This is a genomic window from Streptomyces sp. NBC_01460, assembly GCF_036227405.1.
GTDB lineage: Bacteria > Actinomycetota > Actinomycetes > Streptomycetales > Streptomycetaceae > Streptomyces.
In genome coordinates this window covers 2,831,708-2,848,884 of sequence record NZ_CP109473.1, presented here as the reverse complement: position 1 = coordinate 2,848,884, position 17,177 = coordinate 2,831,708, and the positions used below count along the sequence as shown (strand labels likewise).

Genomic DNA, 17,177 nt, shown 5'->3' with positions numbered 1-17,177 from the left:
GGCCCGCCGCCCGCACCGGCGGTGCAGCGCATCCGACTGCGCTACACCAAGCGGGGCCGCCTCCGGTTCACCAGTCACAGAGACTTCCAGCGTGCCTTCGAGCGGGCGCTGCGCCGCTCCGAGGTACCCATGGCCTACTCGGCCGGCTTCACCCCGCACCCGAAGGTGTCGTACGCCAACGCCGCCCCCACGGGTACGGGCAGCGAGGCCGAGTTCCTGGAGATCGCCCTCACCGAGGTGCGGGATCCCGACACCCTGCGCGGGCTGCTCGACGCGTCGATGCCCGAGGGCCTCGACATCATCGACGCGGTCGAGGCACGTACCTCCGGCCTCGCCGACCGGCTGACCGCCTCCGTATGGGAGATGCGGCTGGACGGGGTGGCCGTGCAGGACGCGGAGAAGGCCGTCGCCGCCTTCCTGGCCGCCGGGACCGTCGAGGTCCAGCGCCGTGCGAAGAACGGCGTGCGCACCTTCGACGCCCGTGCGGCCGTCGCCGGCCTCGAGGCATGTGATCCACAGCCTGATAGGTCCGGGGACGGGCCCTGTGCGATACTGCGGCTGGTAGTGCGGCACGTGACACCTGCCGTACGACCCGACGACGTCCTGTCCGGTCTCCGAGCTGTGGCCGACCTAACGCCGCCGGTCCCCGCTGCGGTGACCAGGCTGGCGCAGGGGCTCTTCGACGAGGAGTCCGGCACGGTGACCGACCCGCTCGCGCCCGACCGCGAGGCAGCCCCGGCCGTATCCACGGCCGATCCGGCCGCCGCCGCGACGGCGCCGGAAGGTGCAGGTTCCGCGTAAGGCGGTCGTTGTAGCGCAGCCCTCGGACTCGGGAGCCACCTGGGTCGGGCCGCGCACCGCCCCATAAGACTTTCGCCAGGCCGTGCGTACGCGTACGGAACCGGCGAGCCAGACATCAGTTCCCGTGCGGCGCCCGCGCCCCGGACGGCGGTAGCGCGCACACCGCGCGCATCGCGTCGGACCGGAATCAGGCGCGGCGCCCGGGAGCGCGACGGGAGAACCGCCCGCATGCACGAGCCGATCGATTCCGGTACGACCGGAAACACAGAAGACAGCAACGCCCCCGGGGACAAGCTGCCGCCGCGCCGCAGGCGCCGCGCGGCCTCCCGCCCCGCCGGTCCGCCGACGGGCGCACCGGGTACGGCCCCCGCCGAGGACGTCACGCCGGCCGCACCGGCCGCCGCCGACGAGGCCCCCGTGGCCGAGGCCGCGCCCCCGGCCCGCCCGCGTCGCCGTGCCGTCCGTAAGGCGACCGCCCCCGCCGGTGCGCCGCAGACCGCCGAGGTCGCGGAGACCGTGGCGGAGACCCCGGTGGCGGAGCCCGCCCCGGCCGAGCCCGCCGAGCAGGTGGAGTCCGCTCCGCCGGTCCGCGCGCGCCGCCGTGCCGTCCGCAAGGCGACCGCTGCCGCGGGTGCCCCGCAGACCGCCGAGGTCGTGGAGCCGGTCGTGGAGACCGCCCCCGCCGAGGAGGAGGCCGAGGAAGCCGTCGAGGAGGTCGTCGAGGCCCCCGTCGTCGAGGCCGCGCCCCCGGCACGTTCCCGCCGCCGCGCCACCCGTAAGGCGACCGCCCCGGCGGGCGCCCCGCAGGAGGCCGAGCCCGTCGTCCAGGACACCGTCGTGGCCGAGGTTCCCGAGCCCGCCCCGGCCGCGGAGCCGGCCGAGCCCGCCGCCGCGCCGCGCGGCCGTGCCAGGCGCCGTGCGTCCGCACCGGCCGGTGCGCCGCAGGCCGCGCAGACCACCGACGCCCCGGCCGTGACCGTGGCGGAACCCGTCGCCGAGCCGGCCGTCGAGCCCGCTCGGGCCGAAGAGGCCGACGAGGCCGCGCCCCCGGCACGTACCCGCCGTCGCGCCTCCCGCAAGGCGAGCGCCCCGGCCGGCAGCCCGCAGCCCGTCGAAGAGGTCGCCGAGGCGACGGCCGAGCAGGCCGAGAGCCTCCCCGCCGCCGTCGCCGAGGAACTGGCCGCCGAGCCCGAGCAGGTCGAGGAGGCCGCGCCGCGCGGCCGTCAGCGCCGCCGCGCCACCGCCGCGGCCGGCCGCCCCGAGTTCACGGGCAAGGCCGAGGAGCCGGCCCGCAAGGGCCGTCGCGCCGCGCGCCCCGCCGTGGCCGTGTTCCAGGCCCCGGTCTTCGCCGAGCCGATGTTCCAGACCCCGGAGTCCGCGGCTGCCGCCGCCGCTGCCGCGGGTTCCGCCCCGGCGTACGACGAGAGCGACGACGTCGAGGAGCCGAAGGCCCAGGAGCGGGCGCCGCGCAAGGCCGAGGCCAGGCAGCAGGCCCCTGAGGCCGCCGCCCCCGCCGAGGCCGCAGCGCCCGCCGAGACCGCCGAGTCCGCGCCCCAGGGTGGTTCGCGCCGTCGCCGCCGCCGTCGTGGCGAGGCCGTCGAGACCGAGCCGGCCGCGGCCCCGGTCACCCTTCCGGCCGAGCAGACCGCTCCCGCCCCGGCCGCCGTCGAGGACGAGCACGAGGCCGACGCCGAGACGGACGCCGAGCACGAGGGCGACGACACGGACGAGTACGGGGACCGCCCCTCCCGCCGCCGCCGTCGTGGCGGCCGTCGCCGCCGTCGCGGTGAGGCCAACGACACGGACGACGCGGAGCAGCAGGACGACGCCGCCGCGGACCGCTCCGAGGACGAGCAGCAGGCGCAGGACGACGACGAGGACGACGACCACGAGTCCTCCTCCGGCTCCAGCAGCAGCCGTCGCCGCCGTCGCCGTCGCCGTCGCAGCGGGGACGCGTCCGGCGAGGACCACGGCACAGGCACGGACGACCCGGAGCGTACGGTCGTCAAGGTCCGCGAGCCGCGCAAGAAGGAGGCCGAGCGCGAGCTCGGCACCGGCTTCGACGAGGTCCAGTCCATCAAGGGCTCGACCCGTATGGAGGCCAAGAAGCAGCGCCGCCGCGAGGGCCGTGAGCAGGGCCGGCGCCGTGTCCCGATCATCACGGAGGCCGAGTTCCTGGCCCGCCGTGAGGCCGTCGAGCGCGTCATGGTCGTCCGCCAGAGCGGCGAGCGCACCCAGATCGGCGTCCTCGAGGACAACGTGCTCGTCGAGCACTACGTCAACAAGGAGCAGGCCACCAGCTACGTCGGCAACGTCTACCTGGGCAAGGTGCAGAACGTACTGCCGTCCATGGAGGCCGCCTTCGTCGACATCGGCAAGGGCCGCAACGCCGTCCTGTACGCGGGCGAGGTCAACTTCGAGGCGCTCGGCATGGCCCACGGGCCGCGCCGCATCGAGACCGCGCTGAAGTCCGGCCAGTCCGTGCTCGTCCAGGTGACGAAGGACCCCATCGGCCACAAGGGCGCCCGCCTGACCAGCCAGGTCTCGCTGCCCGGCCGGTACCTGGTCTACGTGCCCGAGGGCTCGATGACCGGGATCAGCCGCAAGCTGCCCGACACCGAGCGGGCCCGGTTGAAGACCATCCTCAAGAAGATCGTCCCCGAGGACGCGGGCGTCATCGTGCGCACCGCCGCCGAGGGCGCGAGCGAGGACGAGCTGCGCCGTGACGTCGAGCGGCTGCAGCAGCAGTGGGAAGAGATCCAGAAGAAGTCGAAGAACACCAGCAGCTCCAACGCGCCGACGCTGCTCTACGGCGAGCCGGACATGACCGTCCGGGTCGTCCGCGACATCTTCAACGAGGACTTCTCGAAGGTGATCGTCAGCGGTGACGACGCCTGGGAGACCATCCACGGCTATGTCTCGCACGTGGCACCCGACCTGACGGACCGGCTGTCGCGCTGGACCTCCGAGGTCGACGTCTTCGCGACGTACCGCATCGACGAGCAGCTGATGAAGGCGCTGGACCGCAAGGTCTACCTGCCGAGCGGCGGCTCGCTGGTGATCGACAAGACCGAGGCGATGGTCGTCGTCGACGTCAACACCGGCAAGTTCACCGGGCAGGGCGGAAACCTCGAGGAGACCGTCACCAAGAACAACCTGGAGGCGGCCGAGGAGATCGTGCGCCAGCTGCGGCTGCGCGACCTCGGTGGCATCGTCGTCGTCGACTTCATCGACATGGTGCTGGAGTCCAACCGGGACCTGGTCCTGCGGCGGCTGCTGGAGTGCCTGGGCCGTGACCGCACGAAGCACCAGGTCGCCGAGGTCACGTCGCTGGGCCTGGTCCAGATGACCCGCAAGCGGGTGGGCCAGGGGCTGCTGGAGTCCTTCTCCGAGACCTGCGTCCACTGCAACGGGCGCGGCGTGATCGTCCACATGGAGCAGCCCACGGCCGCCGGCGGCGGTGGCGGTGGCAAGCGTTCCAAGAAGCGCGGCCGCGGCGGAGCGGGTCACGAGCACGAGCACGGCCAGGAGCACGAGCACGCCGAGCAGCCGTCCGAGGCCGAGGCGGAGACCGAGGCCGAGGTGGCCGCCGAGGTCGCCGCTCCGGTGGCGCTCCCCGAGCCGGAGTTCGTCGCCGACGAGGAGCTGTACAGCAGCCCGGCCGAGGCCGAGGCGGCAGCGTCGCGCGGCCGTGGCCGCAGGCGCGCGACCCGCAAGGTCACGGCTCCGGCCGGCGCGCCCGCCCCGGTGGCCGAGCCCGCCCCGGCGGCCCCGGTCGCCGCGCCGGAGCCGCAGCCAGAGCCGGTCGCCGAGACCCCGGTGGAGGCCGCGGCCCCCGAGGCCGAGGCCGCACCTCCGGCGCGTACGCGTCGCAGGGCGACCCGGAAGGCGACCGCCCCGGCGGGATCGCCCAAGCAGGCCGACGTGACGCCGCCGGTCCAGCCGGCCGAGCCCGCGGCGGAGCCCGTCGCGGCCGAGGACCCGGTGGTCGAGGCCCCCGCGGCCCCGGCGCCCGCTCCCTCGGAGGGGACGACGGCTCCCGCGGCTGACGAGGAGTCCGCTCCGGCGGCCCCGCCGCGCGCCCGTCGCCGGGCGACCCGCAAGGTCAGCGCTCCGGCCGGGTCGCCGTCCGGTGCCGAGGAGGCAGCGGTCGTCGTGGTCGACGGCCCCGACTCCGACACGCCCGACGCCCCGGGCGCCGAGGCGGCGGAGCAGGACGCCCCGGTCAAGAAGACCGCGGCGCGGAAGACCGCGAAGAAGGCCACGGCGAAGAAGGCGGCCACCAAGAAGACCGCCGCCAAGACGGTCGCGAAGAAGACCGCGGCGAAGAAGACGACGACGAAGAAGGCAGCGGCGAAGAAGACCGTCGCGGCCGAGCAGTCGTCGCCGTCCGTGGCCGCCTCCGCGCGTACCGGCGAGGGTGGGTCCTCGGGCAGCTGATGACCGCCTGACGCTCGTTCGTCCGCACGTGTCCCGCCCCGAGCACTTCGGGGCGGGACACGTGCGTTCTGCCTCCTGCCCCGGCCCGGAGGGCTGAGGAGCCTCCTTCCTGCGCCATATATGTCCGATGTGTCATGATTCGAGGCATCCCTGGTACGGCAGGGCGAGGAGCGCGCGATCGGCGCACTCGTCAAGGAGGGCGTCGATGACGAGCATCAACGAGCAGCCGGTTCCCGCAGCCAGTCCCGTCATCGGAGAGGCCGAGATCGCGGCCGTGGTCCGTGTGATGCGCAGTGGTCGCGTCGTGCAGGGCCCCGAGGTCGCCGCCTTCGAGGAGGACTTCTCCGGCCTGGTGGACGGGAGGCACTGCGTCGCGGTCAACTCGGGCACCTCCGCCCTGCACCTGCTCCTCCTCGCCCTGGGCATCGGCAGGGGCGACGAGGTGATCGTCCCCTCGTTCTCGTTCGCGGCGTCCGCCAACGCGGTGAGGCTGGCCGGTGCCGAGGTGGTCTTCGCGGACATCGAGCCGGGGAACTTCGGTCTCGACCCGGCCGCGGTGGAGGCCGCGATCACGCCGCGCACCGCGGCGGTCATGCCGGTGCACCTCTACGGCCACCCGGCAGCCATGGACCGGCTCATGCGCGTCGCCGAAAGGCACCGCCTCGCCGTGGTCGAGGACGCCTGCCAGGCGCACGCCGCGGCGCTGAACGGGACCCCGGTCGGGGCGTTCGGCGCGGGCGGTGCCTTCAGCTTCTACCCGACCAAGAACATGCACTCCCTGGAGGGCGGCATGGTCACCACGGCCGATGCCGGGCTGGCCCGCACACTGCGCCTGCTCCGTAACCAGGGCATGGAGCAGCGCTACGCCAACGAGATCATCGGCGCCAACATGCGGATGACCGACGTGTCCGCCGCCGTCGGCCGCGTGCAGCTCGGCAGGATCGAGGCCTGGACCGAGCAGCGCCGGGCCAACGCCGCCTTCCTCGACACGCACATCACCGCCCCCGGCGTCACCACGCCGCCGGTCGCCGAGGGGGCGCGGCACGTCTACCACCAGTACACCGTGCGCGTCCCCGTCGCCCGGGAGGCCGCGATGGCCTCCCTCGCCGAAGCGGGGATCGGCCACGCGGTCTACTACCCGACGCCTATCCACCGGCTCAAGCCGTACCGGGAACCGGACCGGAAGGCCGGTCGCGTCTGGGACCTCCCCGAGACCGAGCGGGCCGCCGCAGAGGTCGTCTCGCTGCCCGTGCACCCGTCCCTGACGCCGGAGGAGCTGAAGCGCGTGGCCGCCGCCGTCAACGCTCTGGAGGTGGTCCTGTGAACGCCGGACTGCGGGCCGGTCTGATCGGCCTCGGTTCCATGGGCCGCCACCACGCCCGTGTGCTGGCCGCCCTGGAAGGCGTCGAGCTGGTCTGCGTCGTCGACCCGCTGGGCGACAAGAACGGCTGGGCGCAGGGGGTGCCCGTCCTGCCCGGCGTCGAGGACCTGCTGGCCCTGGGCGTCGACTACGCCGTCGTGGCCTGTCCGACCGGCCTGCACGAGGAGGTCGGTCTGCGGCTCGCCGAAGCCGGGATCTGCGTCCTCGTCGAGAAGCCGCTCGCGGACACCGTGGAAGGCGCCCTGCGGCTCGTGCACGCCTTCGAGTCGCGGAACCTGGTGGCGGGCGTCGGTCACATCGAGCGGTGCAACCCCGCGCTGCGCTCGCTCCGCGGCCGCCTGGAGGCCGGCGAACTCGGCGACGTCTACCAAGTGGTGACCCGGCGCCAGGGCCCCTACCCGCATCGCATCGCCGACGTGGGAGTGGTCAAGGACCTGGCCACCCACGACATCGACCTGACGGCCTGGATGACCGGCCGGAGCTACGTGTCGATCGCGGCCCACACCGTGTCGAAGTCGGGCCGTCCGTACGAGGACATGGTGAGCGCGGTGGGCCGGCTCTCCGACGGGACGATGGTGAACCACCTGGTCAACTGGCTGAGCCCGCTCAAGGAGCGGTTCACCTCGGTCACCGGCGAGCGGGGCTGCCTCGTCGCCGACACCCTGACCGCCGACCTGACGTTCTACTCGAACGCCTCGGTCGCCACCGAGTGGGAGGCCCTGCGCGCCTTCCGCGGGGTCTCGGAGGGCGACATGGTCCGCTACGCGATTCCCAAGCGCGAGCCGCTGCTCGTCGAGCACGAACTCTTCAGGGACGCCGTGCAGGGCATCTCCTCCGACATCTGCACGCTGCGGCAGGGGCTGCGCACCGTGGAGGTGGCCGCCTCCCTGCTCGATTCGGCCAGGAGTGGCCGTACGGTCGTCTTCGAGGCGCAGGAGGCGGTCCGTCATGGTGCCTGACCGGCCGGCCGGGGAGTCGCGGCGTCCACGCGGGAAGATCGTCATGCTGGTCGAGAACGGCGTGAAGGGTGACTCCCGGGTGCAGAAGGAGGCCCGGTCCGCCGCGGAGGCCGGCTGGGACGTGGTGCTCCTGGGCAGGTCGCCCGACCGGAAGGCGAGGAGCTGGCGGCTCGGGGAGGCCCGGGTGCGTCTGCTGCCGGTACCGACCCCGCTGAGCCGCCGCCGTCACGAGTACCGCCGGGCGGTGCTCCGCGCGCCGCTCGCCTACCCGCCGGGGCCACTGGCCGAGTACCGCAAGCAGCGGATGAAGGCGTGGCGCGCCGAGCTCAACCTCCGGGTCATCGAAACCGGCCGGACCGGCTCCGCCCTCGCGCGGACGCGGCTGCTGCCGACGCGGCTGCTGTCCCGGGGGATGGGCAGGTGGGTCCGGCTCCGCGCCCGGCACACCGCCGCGCTGGAGCGTCGACGCAAGGACATGGACACCCCGCTCGACCGGTTCACCACGGCGTTCTGGGTCCGGGTGATGGGTGAGCGCGCCTGGCGCCGGCTCGACCCCGGGCTGTGGGATCTGGAGCTCGCCTACGGGAAGGTCATCGACTCCCTCGAACCCGACCTGATCCACGCCAACGACTTCCGGATGCTCGGTGTGGGCGCGCGCGCCAAGCTGCGGGCGGAGGCCAGGGGGCGCACCGTGCGGCTCGTCTGGGACGCGCACGAGTACCTGCCCGGTATCAAGCCCTGGAACCCCCATCCCCGCTGGCACGTGGCCCAGTGCGCGCACGAGCGGGAACACGCGAGGTACGCGGACGCCGTCACGACCGTGTCGGCCACGCTCGCCCAGATGCTGGCCGAGCACCACGGGCTGGGCGAGCTGCCGGAGGTGGTGCTCAACGCCCCCGACGCCCTGACCCCGGAGGACCCGGCCGCCGAACCGGTCCCCGACCTGCGGGAGCTGTGCGGAATCGGTCCCGAGGTACCGCTGGCGGTCTACAGCGGTTCCGCGGCACCGCAGCGGGGGCTCGACATCATGATCGAAGCCCTGCCGCAACTCCCCGGCACCCACGCCGCGTTCGTCGTGCCGCGCGGCAACTCGCCCTACATGCAGACGCTCAGGGCGCGGGCGGCCGCACTCGCCGTGGCCGACCGTGTGCACATCCTGCCGTACGTGCCGCACGACCAGGTCGTCCGCCACCTGGCCGCGGCGGACGTCGGCGTCATCCCGATCCACCACTGGCCGAACCACGAGATCGCTCTGATCACCAAGTTCTTCGAGTACTCCCACGCCCGGCTCCCCCTCGTCGTCAGCGACGTCCGGACGATGGGCACCACGGTCGCCGGCTCGGGCCAGGGAGAGGTGTTCACGGCCGAGGACGTCGCGGACTACGCGCGAGCGGTCACCGCGGTCCTCACCGACCCGCAGCGTTACCGGGACGTCTACGACCGGCCCGGGATGCTCACGGAGTGGACCTGGGAGGCGCAGGCGGCGATCCTCGACGGCGTGTACTCCCGGCTCGTCGAGGGTGTGCGCACCCCGGCGGGTGAACGGATGGCCCCGGTGACGTCATGACCGCGTGCCCCGACGTCACCGTGATCGTGGCCGTGTACAACACGATGCCGTACCTGACGGAGTGCCTGAACTCCCTGGTGGGACAGAGCATCGGGCTGGAACGCCTCGAGGTGATCGCGGTCGACGACGGTTCCACGGACGGCAGCGGCGGCGAACTCGACCGGTTCGCCGCACGGTATCCGGGCGTGGTGACGGTGCTGCACCAGGCCAACTCGGGCGGCCCGGCCGCTCCCAGCAACCGTGCGCTGGACAGGGCCACCGGGCGCTTCGTCTACTTCGTCGGCTCCGACGACCACCTCGGTGAAGAGGCCCTGGAACGGCTGGTGGCCTACGCGGACACCCATGAGTCGGACGTCGTGGCGGGCCGGATGGTCGGGGTCGACGGGCGGTACGTGCACCAGAAGCTGTACGCGGAGAACGCCCCCGACATCAGCCTCTACCACTCGTACCTGCCGTTCACCCTGGCCAACACCAAGCTGTTCAGACGGGAACTGGTGGAGAAGCACCACCTGCGCTTCCCCGAGGACCTGCCGGTCGGCAGCGACCAGCCGTTCACCATCGAGGCGTGTGTCCGGGCCCGCAGGATCTCGGTGCTCGCCGACTACATCTGCTACTACGCGGTGAAGCGGGGCGACGCGAGCAACATCACCTACCGCGCCGACCACCTGGCGCGGCTGCGGTGCACCACGCGGATCATGGACCACGCGGCGGGCCTCGTCGCGCCCGGCCCGCGACGGGACGCCCTCTTCGCACGCCACTTCGCCTGGGAACTCTCCAAGCTCCTGCTGGCGGACTTCCCCGCCCTCGACATCGAAACCCGGCGGCTCCTGTGCGAGGGGCTCTCCGTGCTGCTCGACGCGTACTGGACGGACGCGCTGCGCGACGCCACGGGCGTGAAGCGCAGGGTCCGCTTCGGTCTGGCCCGGCGCGGGGCCGTGGAGGCCCTCAGCAAGGCCATCACGGACGAGGCCGAACACGGAGCCCCGCCCTTCCTGCTGGACGGCGACCGTGCCTTCGCCGCCTACCCGGGCTTCCGGGACCCCGCGGTGGGCCTGGACGACCGGTACTACGAGGTCCTCGGCGAGACCGTGGCCGGCCGGCTCGCGGCGGGCACCGAGTTCGAGTCGGCCGACTGGGAGCAGCGGGGCGCGGACCTCCGGCTCACCGTGCGACTGCGGCTCGGGGTCACCGGGGACGTGTCCTCGGCGGTGGTCGCCCTGGTGCAGGGCGCCATGCCGCAGAGCGCGGACCGGCCGGGCGCCCGCAGACTGCCGGGCCAGGACGGACGCCCTCCGGCCGACGGCGACCTCACCGCGGTGCCGGCCGCGGACGGGACCGGCACACAGGTGTGCGCCCGCGTCCCGGTCCCCGCCGTCCGGGCGAAGAAGGGGGTCCGCGTCTACGTCGACGTCGCGGGGTCGACCTACGAGATCCCGGTGCGGACCGGGGGGCGGCCCATGCCGCTGGCCCGCCGGTGGGGCGAGACCGACCCCTACCGCGTCGCGGCGCGACCCAACACCAAGGGCCGGCTCGTGATCACGACAGCTCCGCTGGTGGAGCCCCGGGACGGACCGGGTACCAGGCTGTGGAGGCTGTTGAGACCGAAGAGGAAGCGAAGCCGATGAACATCTGCGTAGTCGCACTGGGCAAGATCGGGCTCCCGCTCGCCGTGCAGTTCGCCGCCAAGGGCCACACGATCATCGGCGCGGACGTCGACGAGAGAGTCGTCGCCCTGGTGAACGCGGCCACCGAGCCGTTCCCGGGCGAGCACGACCTCGGGGTCAAGCTCGAGGAGGCGGTCGGCGCGGACCTGCTCTCCGCGACGACGGACACCACGGCCGCGGTCGCCGCGTCCGACGCCGTCGTGGTCGTCGTCCCGCTCTTCGTGGACGGAGAGGGCACCCCGGACTTCGGCTGGATGGACGCAGCGACGAAGGCCGTCGCCGCGGGCCTGAAGCCGGGCACCCTCGTCAGCTACGAGACCACCCTGCCGGTCGGCACCACCCGTAACCGCTGGGCACCCATGCTCGCGGAGGGGTCCGGCCTCACCCCGGGGCGCGACTTCCACCTCGTCTTCTCCCCGGAGCGGGTGCTGACCGGCCGGGTCTTCGAGGACCTGCGCCGTTACCCCAAGCTCGTCGGCGGCATCGACGAGGCGTCGACACTGCGCGGCGTCGCGTTCTACGAGTCCGTGCTCGACTTCGACGAGCGTGACGACCTGTCCCGCCCCAACGGCGTCTGGGACCTCGGTACGGCGGAGGCGTCCGAGCTGGCGAAGCTCGCCGAGACCACCTACCGGGACGTCAACATCGGCCTGGCCAACCAGTTCGCCCGCTTCGCCGACCGGCACGACATCGACGTCGAACAGGTCATCGACGCCTGCAACAGCCAGCCCTACAGCCACATCCACCGTCCCGGCATCGCCGTCGGCGGCCACTGCATCCCGGTCTACCCGCGGATGTACCTGTGGAACGACCCCGATGCGACGGTCGTCCGGGCGGCCCGTGAGGCCAACGCCGAGATGCCCCGGTACGCCGTCGACCTGCTGGCCGCCGCCTACGGCGACCTGCACGACGTCGGGGTCCTCGTGCTGGGCGCCGCCTACCGCGGCGGTGTCAAGGAGACCGCGTTCTCCGGTGTGTTCGGCGTGGTCGAGGCGCTCCGGGAGCGCGGCGCGGTGCCGTTCGTCTCGGACCCCCTGTACGGCCCCGAGGAGCTGAGGGCCCAGGGGTTGGTCCCGCACGAGAACCAGGCGGTCACCGCGGCGATCCTCCAGACCGACCATCCCGAGTACCGCGAGCTGTCCGCGGACAGCCTGCCGGACGTCCGCGTCCTCGTCGACGGCCGCCGGACGACGGACCCGGCCCGGTGGGCGGGCGTGCGCCGGGTGGTCATCGGAGGCTGACCCGTCCGGGACAGGCGGGCCGCGCGGGCCGGGGCGTGGGGTGCGGCGCGTGCGCCCCGCGTCAGAGCGCCAGGGGGAGACGCTCCGTGAGGACACCGCCGGCCTCGTCGTGGAGCGTGCCGGTCCGCGGGCACTCCCAGACGCCCGGTTCGTCCGGCCGCTCGGCCAGCTTGACCCCGCTGCGGCCCACCCAGCCCGTCCGGCGGGCCGGCACGCCGACGACCAGGCCGAAGTCGGGGACGTCCTCGGTGACCACGGCACCCGCCGCGACCATGGCCCAGCGGCCGATCCGCAGGGGTGCGACACACACGGACCGCGCGCCGAGCGAGGCTCCCTCGGCCACCTCCACGCCCACGGCCTCCCAGTCGCCGCCGCGCTTCTGCCTGCCCTCCGGGTCGACCGAGCGCGGGTTGCGGTCATTGGTGAGGACCACGGCGGGGCCGACGAAGACACCGTCACCGAGCACGGCCGGCTCGTACACCAGCGCGTAGTTCTGGAGCTTGACGTTGTCGCCGATGCGCACGCCCGCCCCCACGTAGGCACCGCGGCCGACCACGCAGCCCGCGCCGAGCCGGGCGCCCTCCCGGATCTGGGCGAGCTCCCAGACACTGCTGCCGTCCCCGATCTCGGCACGCTCGTCGACCTGTGCGGTGGGCTGGACCCTGTAGTTCACCTGAGGCACCTTTCGGGGGTCGGATCAGGGCAAAGCGTACGGTCGCGGACGCCCGCGCCCCGTGACCGCCCGCCGCGCGCGGAACGGGTTCCTCCGCGTGCCACGGAATCCCCGTCGATGGGCGGGTCCGCGGTACCTGTCGGGGTGGGGGCGGCGGGGCGAGAGCCGGTTTGACCCCCTGCGGTCCGCCCCGTAATCTTGACCCTCGGCGTGTTTCTGTGCGCCTACCCCCTGAGCACATCCCTCCCGGTGATCCGTCCCCGGGGGAGGCCGCTCATCCTTCCGGACTGTCGTGGGCCCCGGCCCGCGCGGGCGGCTGGCTTCAGGGGATCCGTTCCGAGTGAGAGAGAGATCCGCGTGTACGCCATCGTGCGCAGCGGTGGTCGCCAGCACAAGGTTGCTGTCGGCGACATCGTTGAGGTTGACAAGATTTCCACCGCCAAGGTTGGCGACACGGTCGAGCTCTCGACCCTGCTCGTTGTCGACGGCGACGCCGTGACCAGCGACCCGTGGGTGCTGGACGGCATCAAGGTCCAGGCCGAGATCGTGGACCACCACAAGGGCGCGAAGATCGACATCCTTCGCTACAAGAACAAGACGGGTTACCGCCGTCGCCAGGGTCACCGCCAGCAGTACACGGCGATCAAGGTCACCGGTATCCCCGCGGCTGCGAAGTAAGGGACTGAGGAGACATGGCACACAAGAAGGGCGCATCGTCCACTCGGAACGGGCGCGATTCCAATGCTCAGCGGCTCGGCGTGAAGCGCTTCGGCGGTCAGGCCGTCAACGCCGGTGAGATCCTGGTCCGCCAGCGCGGCACCCACTTCCACCCGGGCACGGGCGTCGGCCGTGGCGGCGACGACACGCTGTTCGCGCTGACCGCCGGTGCGGTGGAGTTCGGTACGCACCGTGGCCGCAAGGTCGTGAACATCGTTCCCGTCGCTGCCTGATCCAGGCAACGGCCGAACGACACAGCACCTTCCGAGGGCGGATCTCAGCTTTCCCGGTAAACGGGGAAGCGGGTCCGCCCTCGGCGCGTTACGTCAAGAGACATTCCCGTATTTTTCCGCAGTACCTGGAGGCACCCACCCATGACCACCTTCGTGGACCGCGTCGAGCTGCATGCCGCCGCGGGTAACGGAGGCCACGGCGTGGCCTCCGTGCACCGTGAGAAGTTCAAGCCGCTCGGCGGCCCCGACGGTGGCAACGGCGGGCGCGGCGGCGATGTCATCCTCGTCGTCGAGCAGGCCGTGACCACGCTGCTGGACTACCACCACCACCCTCACCGCAAGGCCACGAACGGCCAGCCCGGCGCGGGCGACAACCGTTCGGGCAAGGACGGCCAGGACCTGGTGCTGCCCGTCCCGGACGGCACCGTCGTGCTCGACAAGGCGGGCAACGTCCTCGCGGACCTCGTCGGCCAGGGCACCACCTTCATCGCCGGCCAGGGCGGCCGCGGCGGCCTCGGCAACGCCGCGCTGGCCTCCGCCCGCCGCAAGGCGCCCGGCTTCGCGCTGCTCGGCGAGCCCGGTGAGAGCCGGGACATCGTCCTGGAGCTCAAGACCGTCGCCGACGTCGCGCTCGTCGGTTACCCGAGCGCCGGGAAGTCCTCGCTGATCTCGGTGCTCTCCGCGGCCAAGCCGAAGATCGCGGACTACCCGTTCACGACGCTCGTCCCCAACCTGGGCGTCGTCACCGCGGGCTCGACCGTCTACACCATCGCCGACGTCCCCGGGCTCATCCCGGGAGCCAGCCAGGGCAAGGGCCTCGGCCTCGAGTTCCTGCGGCACGTCGAGCGCTGCTCGGTCCTCGTGCACGTCCTGGACACCGCGACGCTGGAGTCGGACCGCGACCCCGTCTCGGACCTCGACATGATCGAGGAGGAGCTGCGGCTGTACGGCGGCCTCGAGAACCGCCCGCGCATCGTCGCCCTCAACAAGGTCGACATCCCGGACGGCCAGGACCTCGCCGACATGATCCGCCCGGACCTGGAGGCACGCGGCTACCGCGTCTTCGAGGTCTCGGCCATCGCGCACAAGGGCCTCAACGAGCTCTCCTACGCCCTCGCCGGGATCATCGCGGAGGCGCGCGCCAGCAAGCCGAAGGAGGAGTCGACCCGGGTCGTCATCCGCCCCAAGGCCGTCGACGACGCCGGGTTCAGCGTCACCGTCGAGGACGACGGCATCTACCGCGTGCGCGGCGAGAAGCCCGAGCGCTGGATCCGCCAGACCGACTTCAACAACGACGAGGCCGTCGGCTACCTCGCGGACCGGCTCAACCGCCTCGGCGTCGAGGACGCGCTCCGCAAGGCCGGTGCCCAGGCCGGTGACGGCGTGGCGATCGGCCCCGAGGACAACGCGGTCGTCTTCGACTGGGAGCCGACCATGGCCGCCGGCGCCGAGATGCTGGGCCGACGCGGTGAGGACCACCGCCTCGAGGCTCCGCGCCCCGCCGCGCAGCGCCGCCGTGAGCGTGACTCCGAGCGCGACGACGCGCAGCGCGAGTACGACGAGTTCGACCCCTTCTAGGGCCGGCGCGCAGGGGCGTCCCCGCACCGCGGGGGCGCCCTCCGGTTCACAGTGAACTGCCAGGTGGAGAGCCTGCTGAGGGCGCTCATGTGCAGATTGCGTCACACATCTGTGGAGTCCGTCACCGTGAACCGGGGCCGCGCGGAGGCCAATCTGCCTGGCCAGGCGGTGAACTGCGGGTTTCCCAGGGGAGAGCGCCGGTAAACGTCCGCCTTGCGAGACGGTCGCGGAGAGTGCGACCATCACACTGTTCCCCCCTGTCATCGCAAGGTAGGTCGTCTGTGTCTGTGCCGCATGAAGCCAAGCCCCGGACCACAGCGGTCGTGCTCGCCGGTGGGACCGGCCAACGTGTGGGCCTGTCGATCCCCAAGCAGCTGCTGAAGATCGCCGGTAAGGCCGTCATCGAGCACACGCTGACCATCTTCCAGAACGCCGAGGACATCGACGACGTCATCGTGCTGATGGCGCCGGGTTTCGTGCCCGACGTCGAGAAGATCGTCGCCAAGGCCGGCCTGACCAAGGTCATCAAGGTCATCGAGGGTGGCAGCACCCGGAACGAGACCACCGAGCGCGCCATCGCCGCCCTCGGGGAGGGACTCGCCGAGGGTGAGGACCGCAACGTCCTCTTCCACGACGCGGTCCGCCCGCTCCTCTCGCAGCGTGTCATCAAGGACTGCGTCGACGCGCTCGGCCGCTACCAGGCGGTCGACGTCGCCATTCCCTCCGCCGACACGATCATCGTGACCCGCACCCACGGCGAGGACGGCGAGTTCATCACCGACGTCCCGGACCGGTCCCGGCTGCGCCGCGGCCAGACCCCGCAGGCGTTCAAGCTGTCCACGATCCGCAGGGCGTACGAGGTCGCGGCCGGCGACCCGAACTTCCAGGCCACCGACGACTGCTCGGTCGTCCTGCGCTACCTCCCCGACGTGCCGATCTACGTGGTCGCGGGCGACGAGTACAACATGAAGGTGACCCAGCCGGTCGACGTCTTCATCACCGACAAGCTCTTCCAGCTGGCCTCCACCGCCGCCCCCCGCCAGGCCGACGAGGCCGCCTACCGCGAGCTGCTCTCCGGCAAGACCCTGGTGGTCTTCGGTGGTTCGTACGGCATCGGTGCCGACATCGGCACGCTGGCCGAGCAGTACGGCGCCACGGTGTACGCGCTCGGACGCTCCACCACCGGTACGCACGTGGAGAACCCGGAGCACATCGACGACGCGCTGTCGAAGGCCTACGCCGAGACCGGCCGCATCGACTACGTCATCAACACCGCGGGCGTGCTGCGCATCGGCAAGCTGGCCGAGACGGACAACACGACGATCCAGGAAGCGCTGAACGTCAACTACCTGGCGCCGGTGCAGATCGCGCGCGCCTCGTACAAGTACCTGGCGGAGACCCGGGGGCAGTTGCTCCTGTACACCTCCAGCAGCTACACGCGGGGCCGTGCCGAGTACAGCCTCTACTCCTCCACCAAGGCCGCCATGGTGAACCTCACCCAGGCGCTGGCCGACGAGTGGGCGGGCGAGGGTGTCAGGGTCAACTGCGTGAACCCGGAGCGCACCGCGACCCCGATGCGGACCAAGGCGTTCGGCCAGGAGCCCGAGGGCTCGCTGCTCTCCTCCGAAGCCGTGGCGCGCACCTCGCTCGACGTCCTCCTCTCCGCGATGACGGGTCACGTCATCGACGTACGGCAGCAGGACCCGACGCGTGACGTCACCGAGGCCTCGGGATTCGAGCAGGCCCTGGCCTCGGTGCTGGACCGTCAAGAAGATGTGTAATAATTCTTGACAATTGAGCTTTTACGGGCCTCTGTAATCACTGAAAGGTGATTCCAGAGGCCCGTGTGCGTGAAGCCGCGCCTTCACATTTCCACCAATACGTGAAATTACCGGCACCCCCCTGGAGCAGGTTCTTCGTGAT

Annotated in this window: 12 protein-coding genes; 11 read left to right on the top strand and 1 reads right to left on the bottom strand. The window is 72.3% G+C overall.

The annotated features are described in order from the left end of the window. Positions 1–21 precede the first annotated feature (21 nt). The 7 genes from OG488_RS12670 (at position 22) to OG488_RS12640 (ending at position 12,053) form a co-directional block, all read left to right on the top strand. Positions 22–801: a TIGR03936 family radical SAM-associated protein gene (locus OG488_RS12670; RefSeq protein WP_329228815.1), complete on the top strand. Its 780-nt coding sequence runs from the start codon at positions 22–24 to the stop codon at positions 799–801. A gap of 228 nt (positions 802–1,029) precedes the next feature. Then, positions 1,030–5,241 carry an Rne/Rng family ribonuclease gene (locus OG488_RS12665; protein ID WP_329228813.1) on the top strand — a complete coding sequence of 1,404 codons (4,212 nt, stop codon included), beginning with the start codon at positions 1,030–1,032 and terminating at the stop codon, positions 5,239–5,241. A gap of 205 nt (positions 5,242–5,446) precedes the next feature. Next, complete coding sequence (locus tag OG488_RS12660; RefSeq protein ID WP_329228811.1) at positions 5,447–6,565, top strand: DegT/DnrJ/EryC1/StrS family aminotransferase; 1,119 nt, start codon at positions 5,447–5,449, stop codon at positions 6,563–6,565. Further along, positions 6,562–7,581 carry a Gfo/Idh/MocA family protein gene (locus OG488_RS12655; protein WP_329228809.1) on the top strand — a complete coding sequence of 340 codons (1,020 nt, stop codon included), beginning with the start codon at positions 6,562–6,564 and terminating at the stop codon, positions 7,579–7,581. Before OG488_RS12660 ends, OG488_RS12655 begins: the two co-directional genes overlap by 4 nt. Beyond that, entirely contained in the window at positions 7,571–9,148 is a 1,578-nt protein-coding gene (locus OG488_RS12650) for a glycosyltransferase family 4 protein (protein ID WP_329228807.1), read from the top strand. Before OG488_RS12655 ends, OG488_RS12650 begins: the two co-directional genes overlap by 11 nt. Then, positions 9,145–10,773 carry a glycosyltransferase family 2 protein gene (locus tag OG488_RS12645; protein WP_329228805.1) on the top strand — a complete coding sequence of 543 codons (1,629 nt, stop codon included), beginning with the start codon at positions 9,145–9,147 and terminating at the stop codon, positions 10,771–10,773. The genes OG488_RS12650 and OG488_RS12645 overlap by 4 nt, the downstream gene beginning before the upstream one ends. Further along, positions 10,770–12,053: a nucleotide sugar dehydrogenase gene (locus OG488_RS12640; protein WP_329228804.1), complete on the top strand. Its 1,284-nt coding sequence runs from the start codon at positions 10,770–10,772 to the stop codon at positions 12,051–12,053. Before OG488_RS12645 ends, OG488_RS12640 begins: the two co-directional genes overlap by 4 nt. Positions 12,054–12,114: 61 nt before the next feature. Here OG488_RS12640 and OG488_RS12635 read toward each other — a convergent pair whose 3' ends face one another. After that, positions 12,115–12,726 carry an acyltransferase gene (locus OG488_RS12635; RefSeq protein ID WP_329228802.1) on the bottom strand — a complete coding sequence of 204 codons (612 nt, stop codon included), beginning with the start codon at positions 12,724–12,726 and terminating at the stop codon, positions 12,115–12,117. Between the two features lie 357 nt (positions 12,727–13,083). On the opposite strand from OG488_RS12635, the gene rplU reads away from it, so the two are divergent. From rplU to OG488_RS12615, 4 genes are all read left to right on the top strand, one after another. After that, on the top strand, positions 13,084–13,404 hold the full coding sequence (gene rplU / locus OG488_RS12630) for a 50S ribosomal protein L21 (RefSeq protein ID WP_015577124.1): 321 nt from the start codon (positions 13,084–13,086) through the stop codon (positions 13,402–13,404). A 14-nt stretch (positions 13,405–13,418) separates the two neighbouring features. Continuing rightward, the gene (gene rpmA, locus OG488_RS12625) at positions 13,419–13,676 is read left to right on the top strand and encodes a 50S ribosomal protein L27 (RefSeq protein ID WP_014045902.1); all 258 of its coding nucleotides are present in this window, start codon (positions 13,419–13,421) and stop codon (positions 13,674–13,676) included. A 141-nt stretch (positions 13,677–13,817) separates the two neighbouring features. After that, positions 13,818–15,254 carry a GTPase ObgE gene (obgE, locus tag OG488_RS12620; RefSeq protein WP_329228801.1) on the top strand — a complete coding sequence of 479 codons (1,437 nt, stop codon included), beginning with the start codon at positions 13,818–13,820 and terminating at the stop codon, positions 15,252–15,254. Positions 15,255–15,535: 281 nt separating this feature from the next. Then, a complete protein-coding gene (locus OG488_RS12615) occupies positions 15,536–17,035 on the top strand; it encodes a bifunctional cytidylyltransferase/SDR family oxidoreductase (RefSeq protein WP_329228800.1) in 1,500 nt (499 codons plus the stop codon). Positions 17,036–17,177: the final 142 nt, after the last annotated feature.

What these genes read in the sequence shown, in the direction of transcription:
- OG488_RS12665 (WP_329228813.1), top strand. Translation starts at nt 1,030, where the DNA reads ATGCACGAGCCGATCGATTCCGGTACGACCGGAAACACAGAAGACAGC.
- OG488_RS12660 (WP_329228811.1), top strand. Translation starts at nt 5,447, where the DNA reads ATGACGAGCATCAACGAGCAGCCGGTTCCCGCAGCCAGTCCCGTCATC.
- OG488_RS12650 (WP_329228807.1), top strand. Translation starts at nt 7,571, where the DNA reads ATGGTGCCTGACCGGCCGGCCGGGGAGTCGCGGCGTCCACGCGGGAAG.
- OG488_RS12645 (WP_329228805.1), top strand. Translation starts at nt 9,145, where the DNA reads ATGACCGCGTGCCCCGACGTCACCGTGATCGTGGCCGTGTACAACACG.
- OG488_RS12640 (WP_329228804.1), top strand. Translation starts at nt 10,770, where the DNA reads ATGAACATCTGCGTAGTCGCACTGGGCAAGATCGGGCTCCCGCTCGCC.
- rpmA (WP_014045902.1), top strand. Translation starts at nt 13,419, where the DNA reads ATGGCACACAAGAAGGGCGCATCGTCCACTCGGAACGGGCGCGATTCC.
- obgE (WP_329228801.1), top strand. Translation starts at nt 13,818, where the DNA reads ATGACCACCTTCGTGGACCGCGTCGAGCTGCATGCCGCCGCGGGTAAC.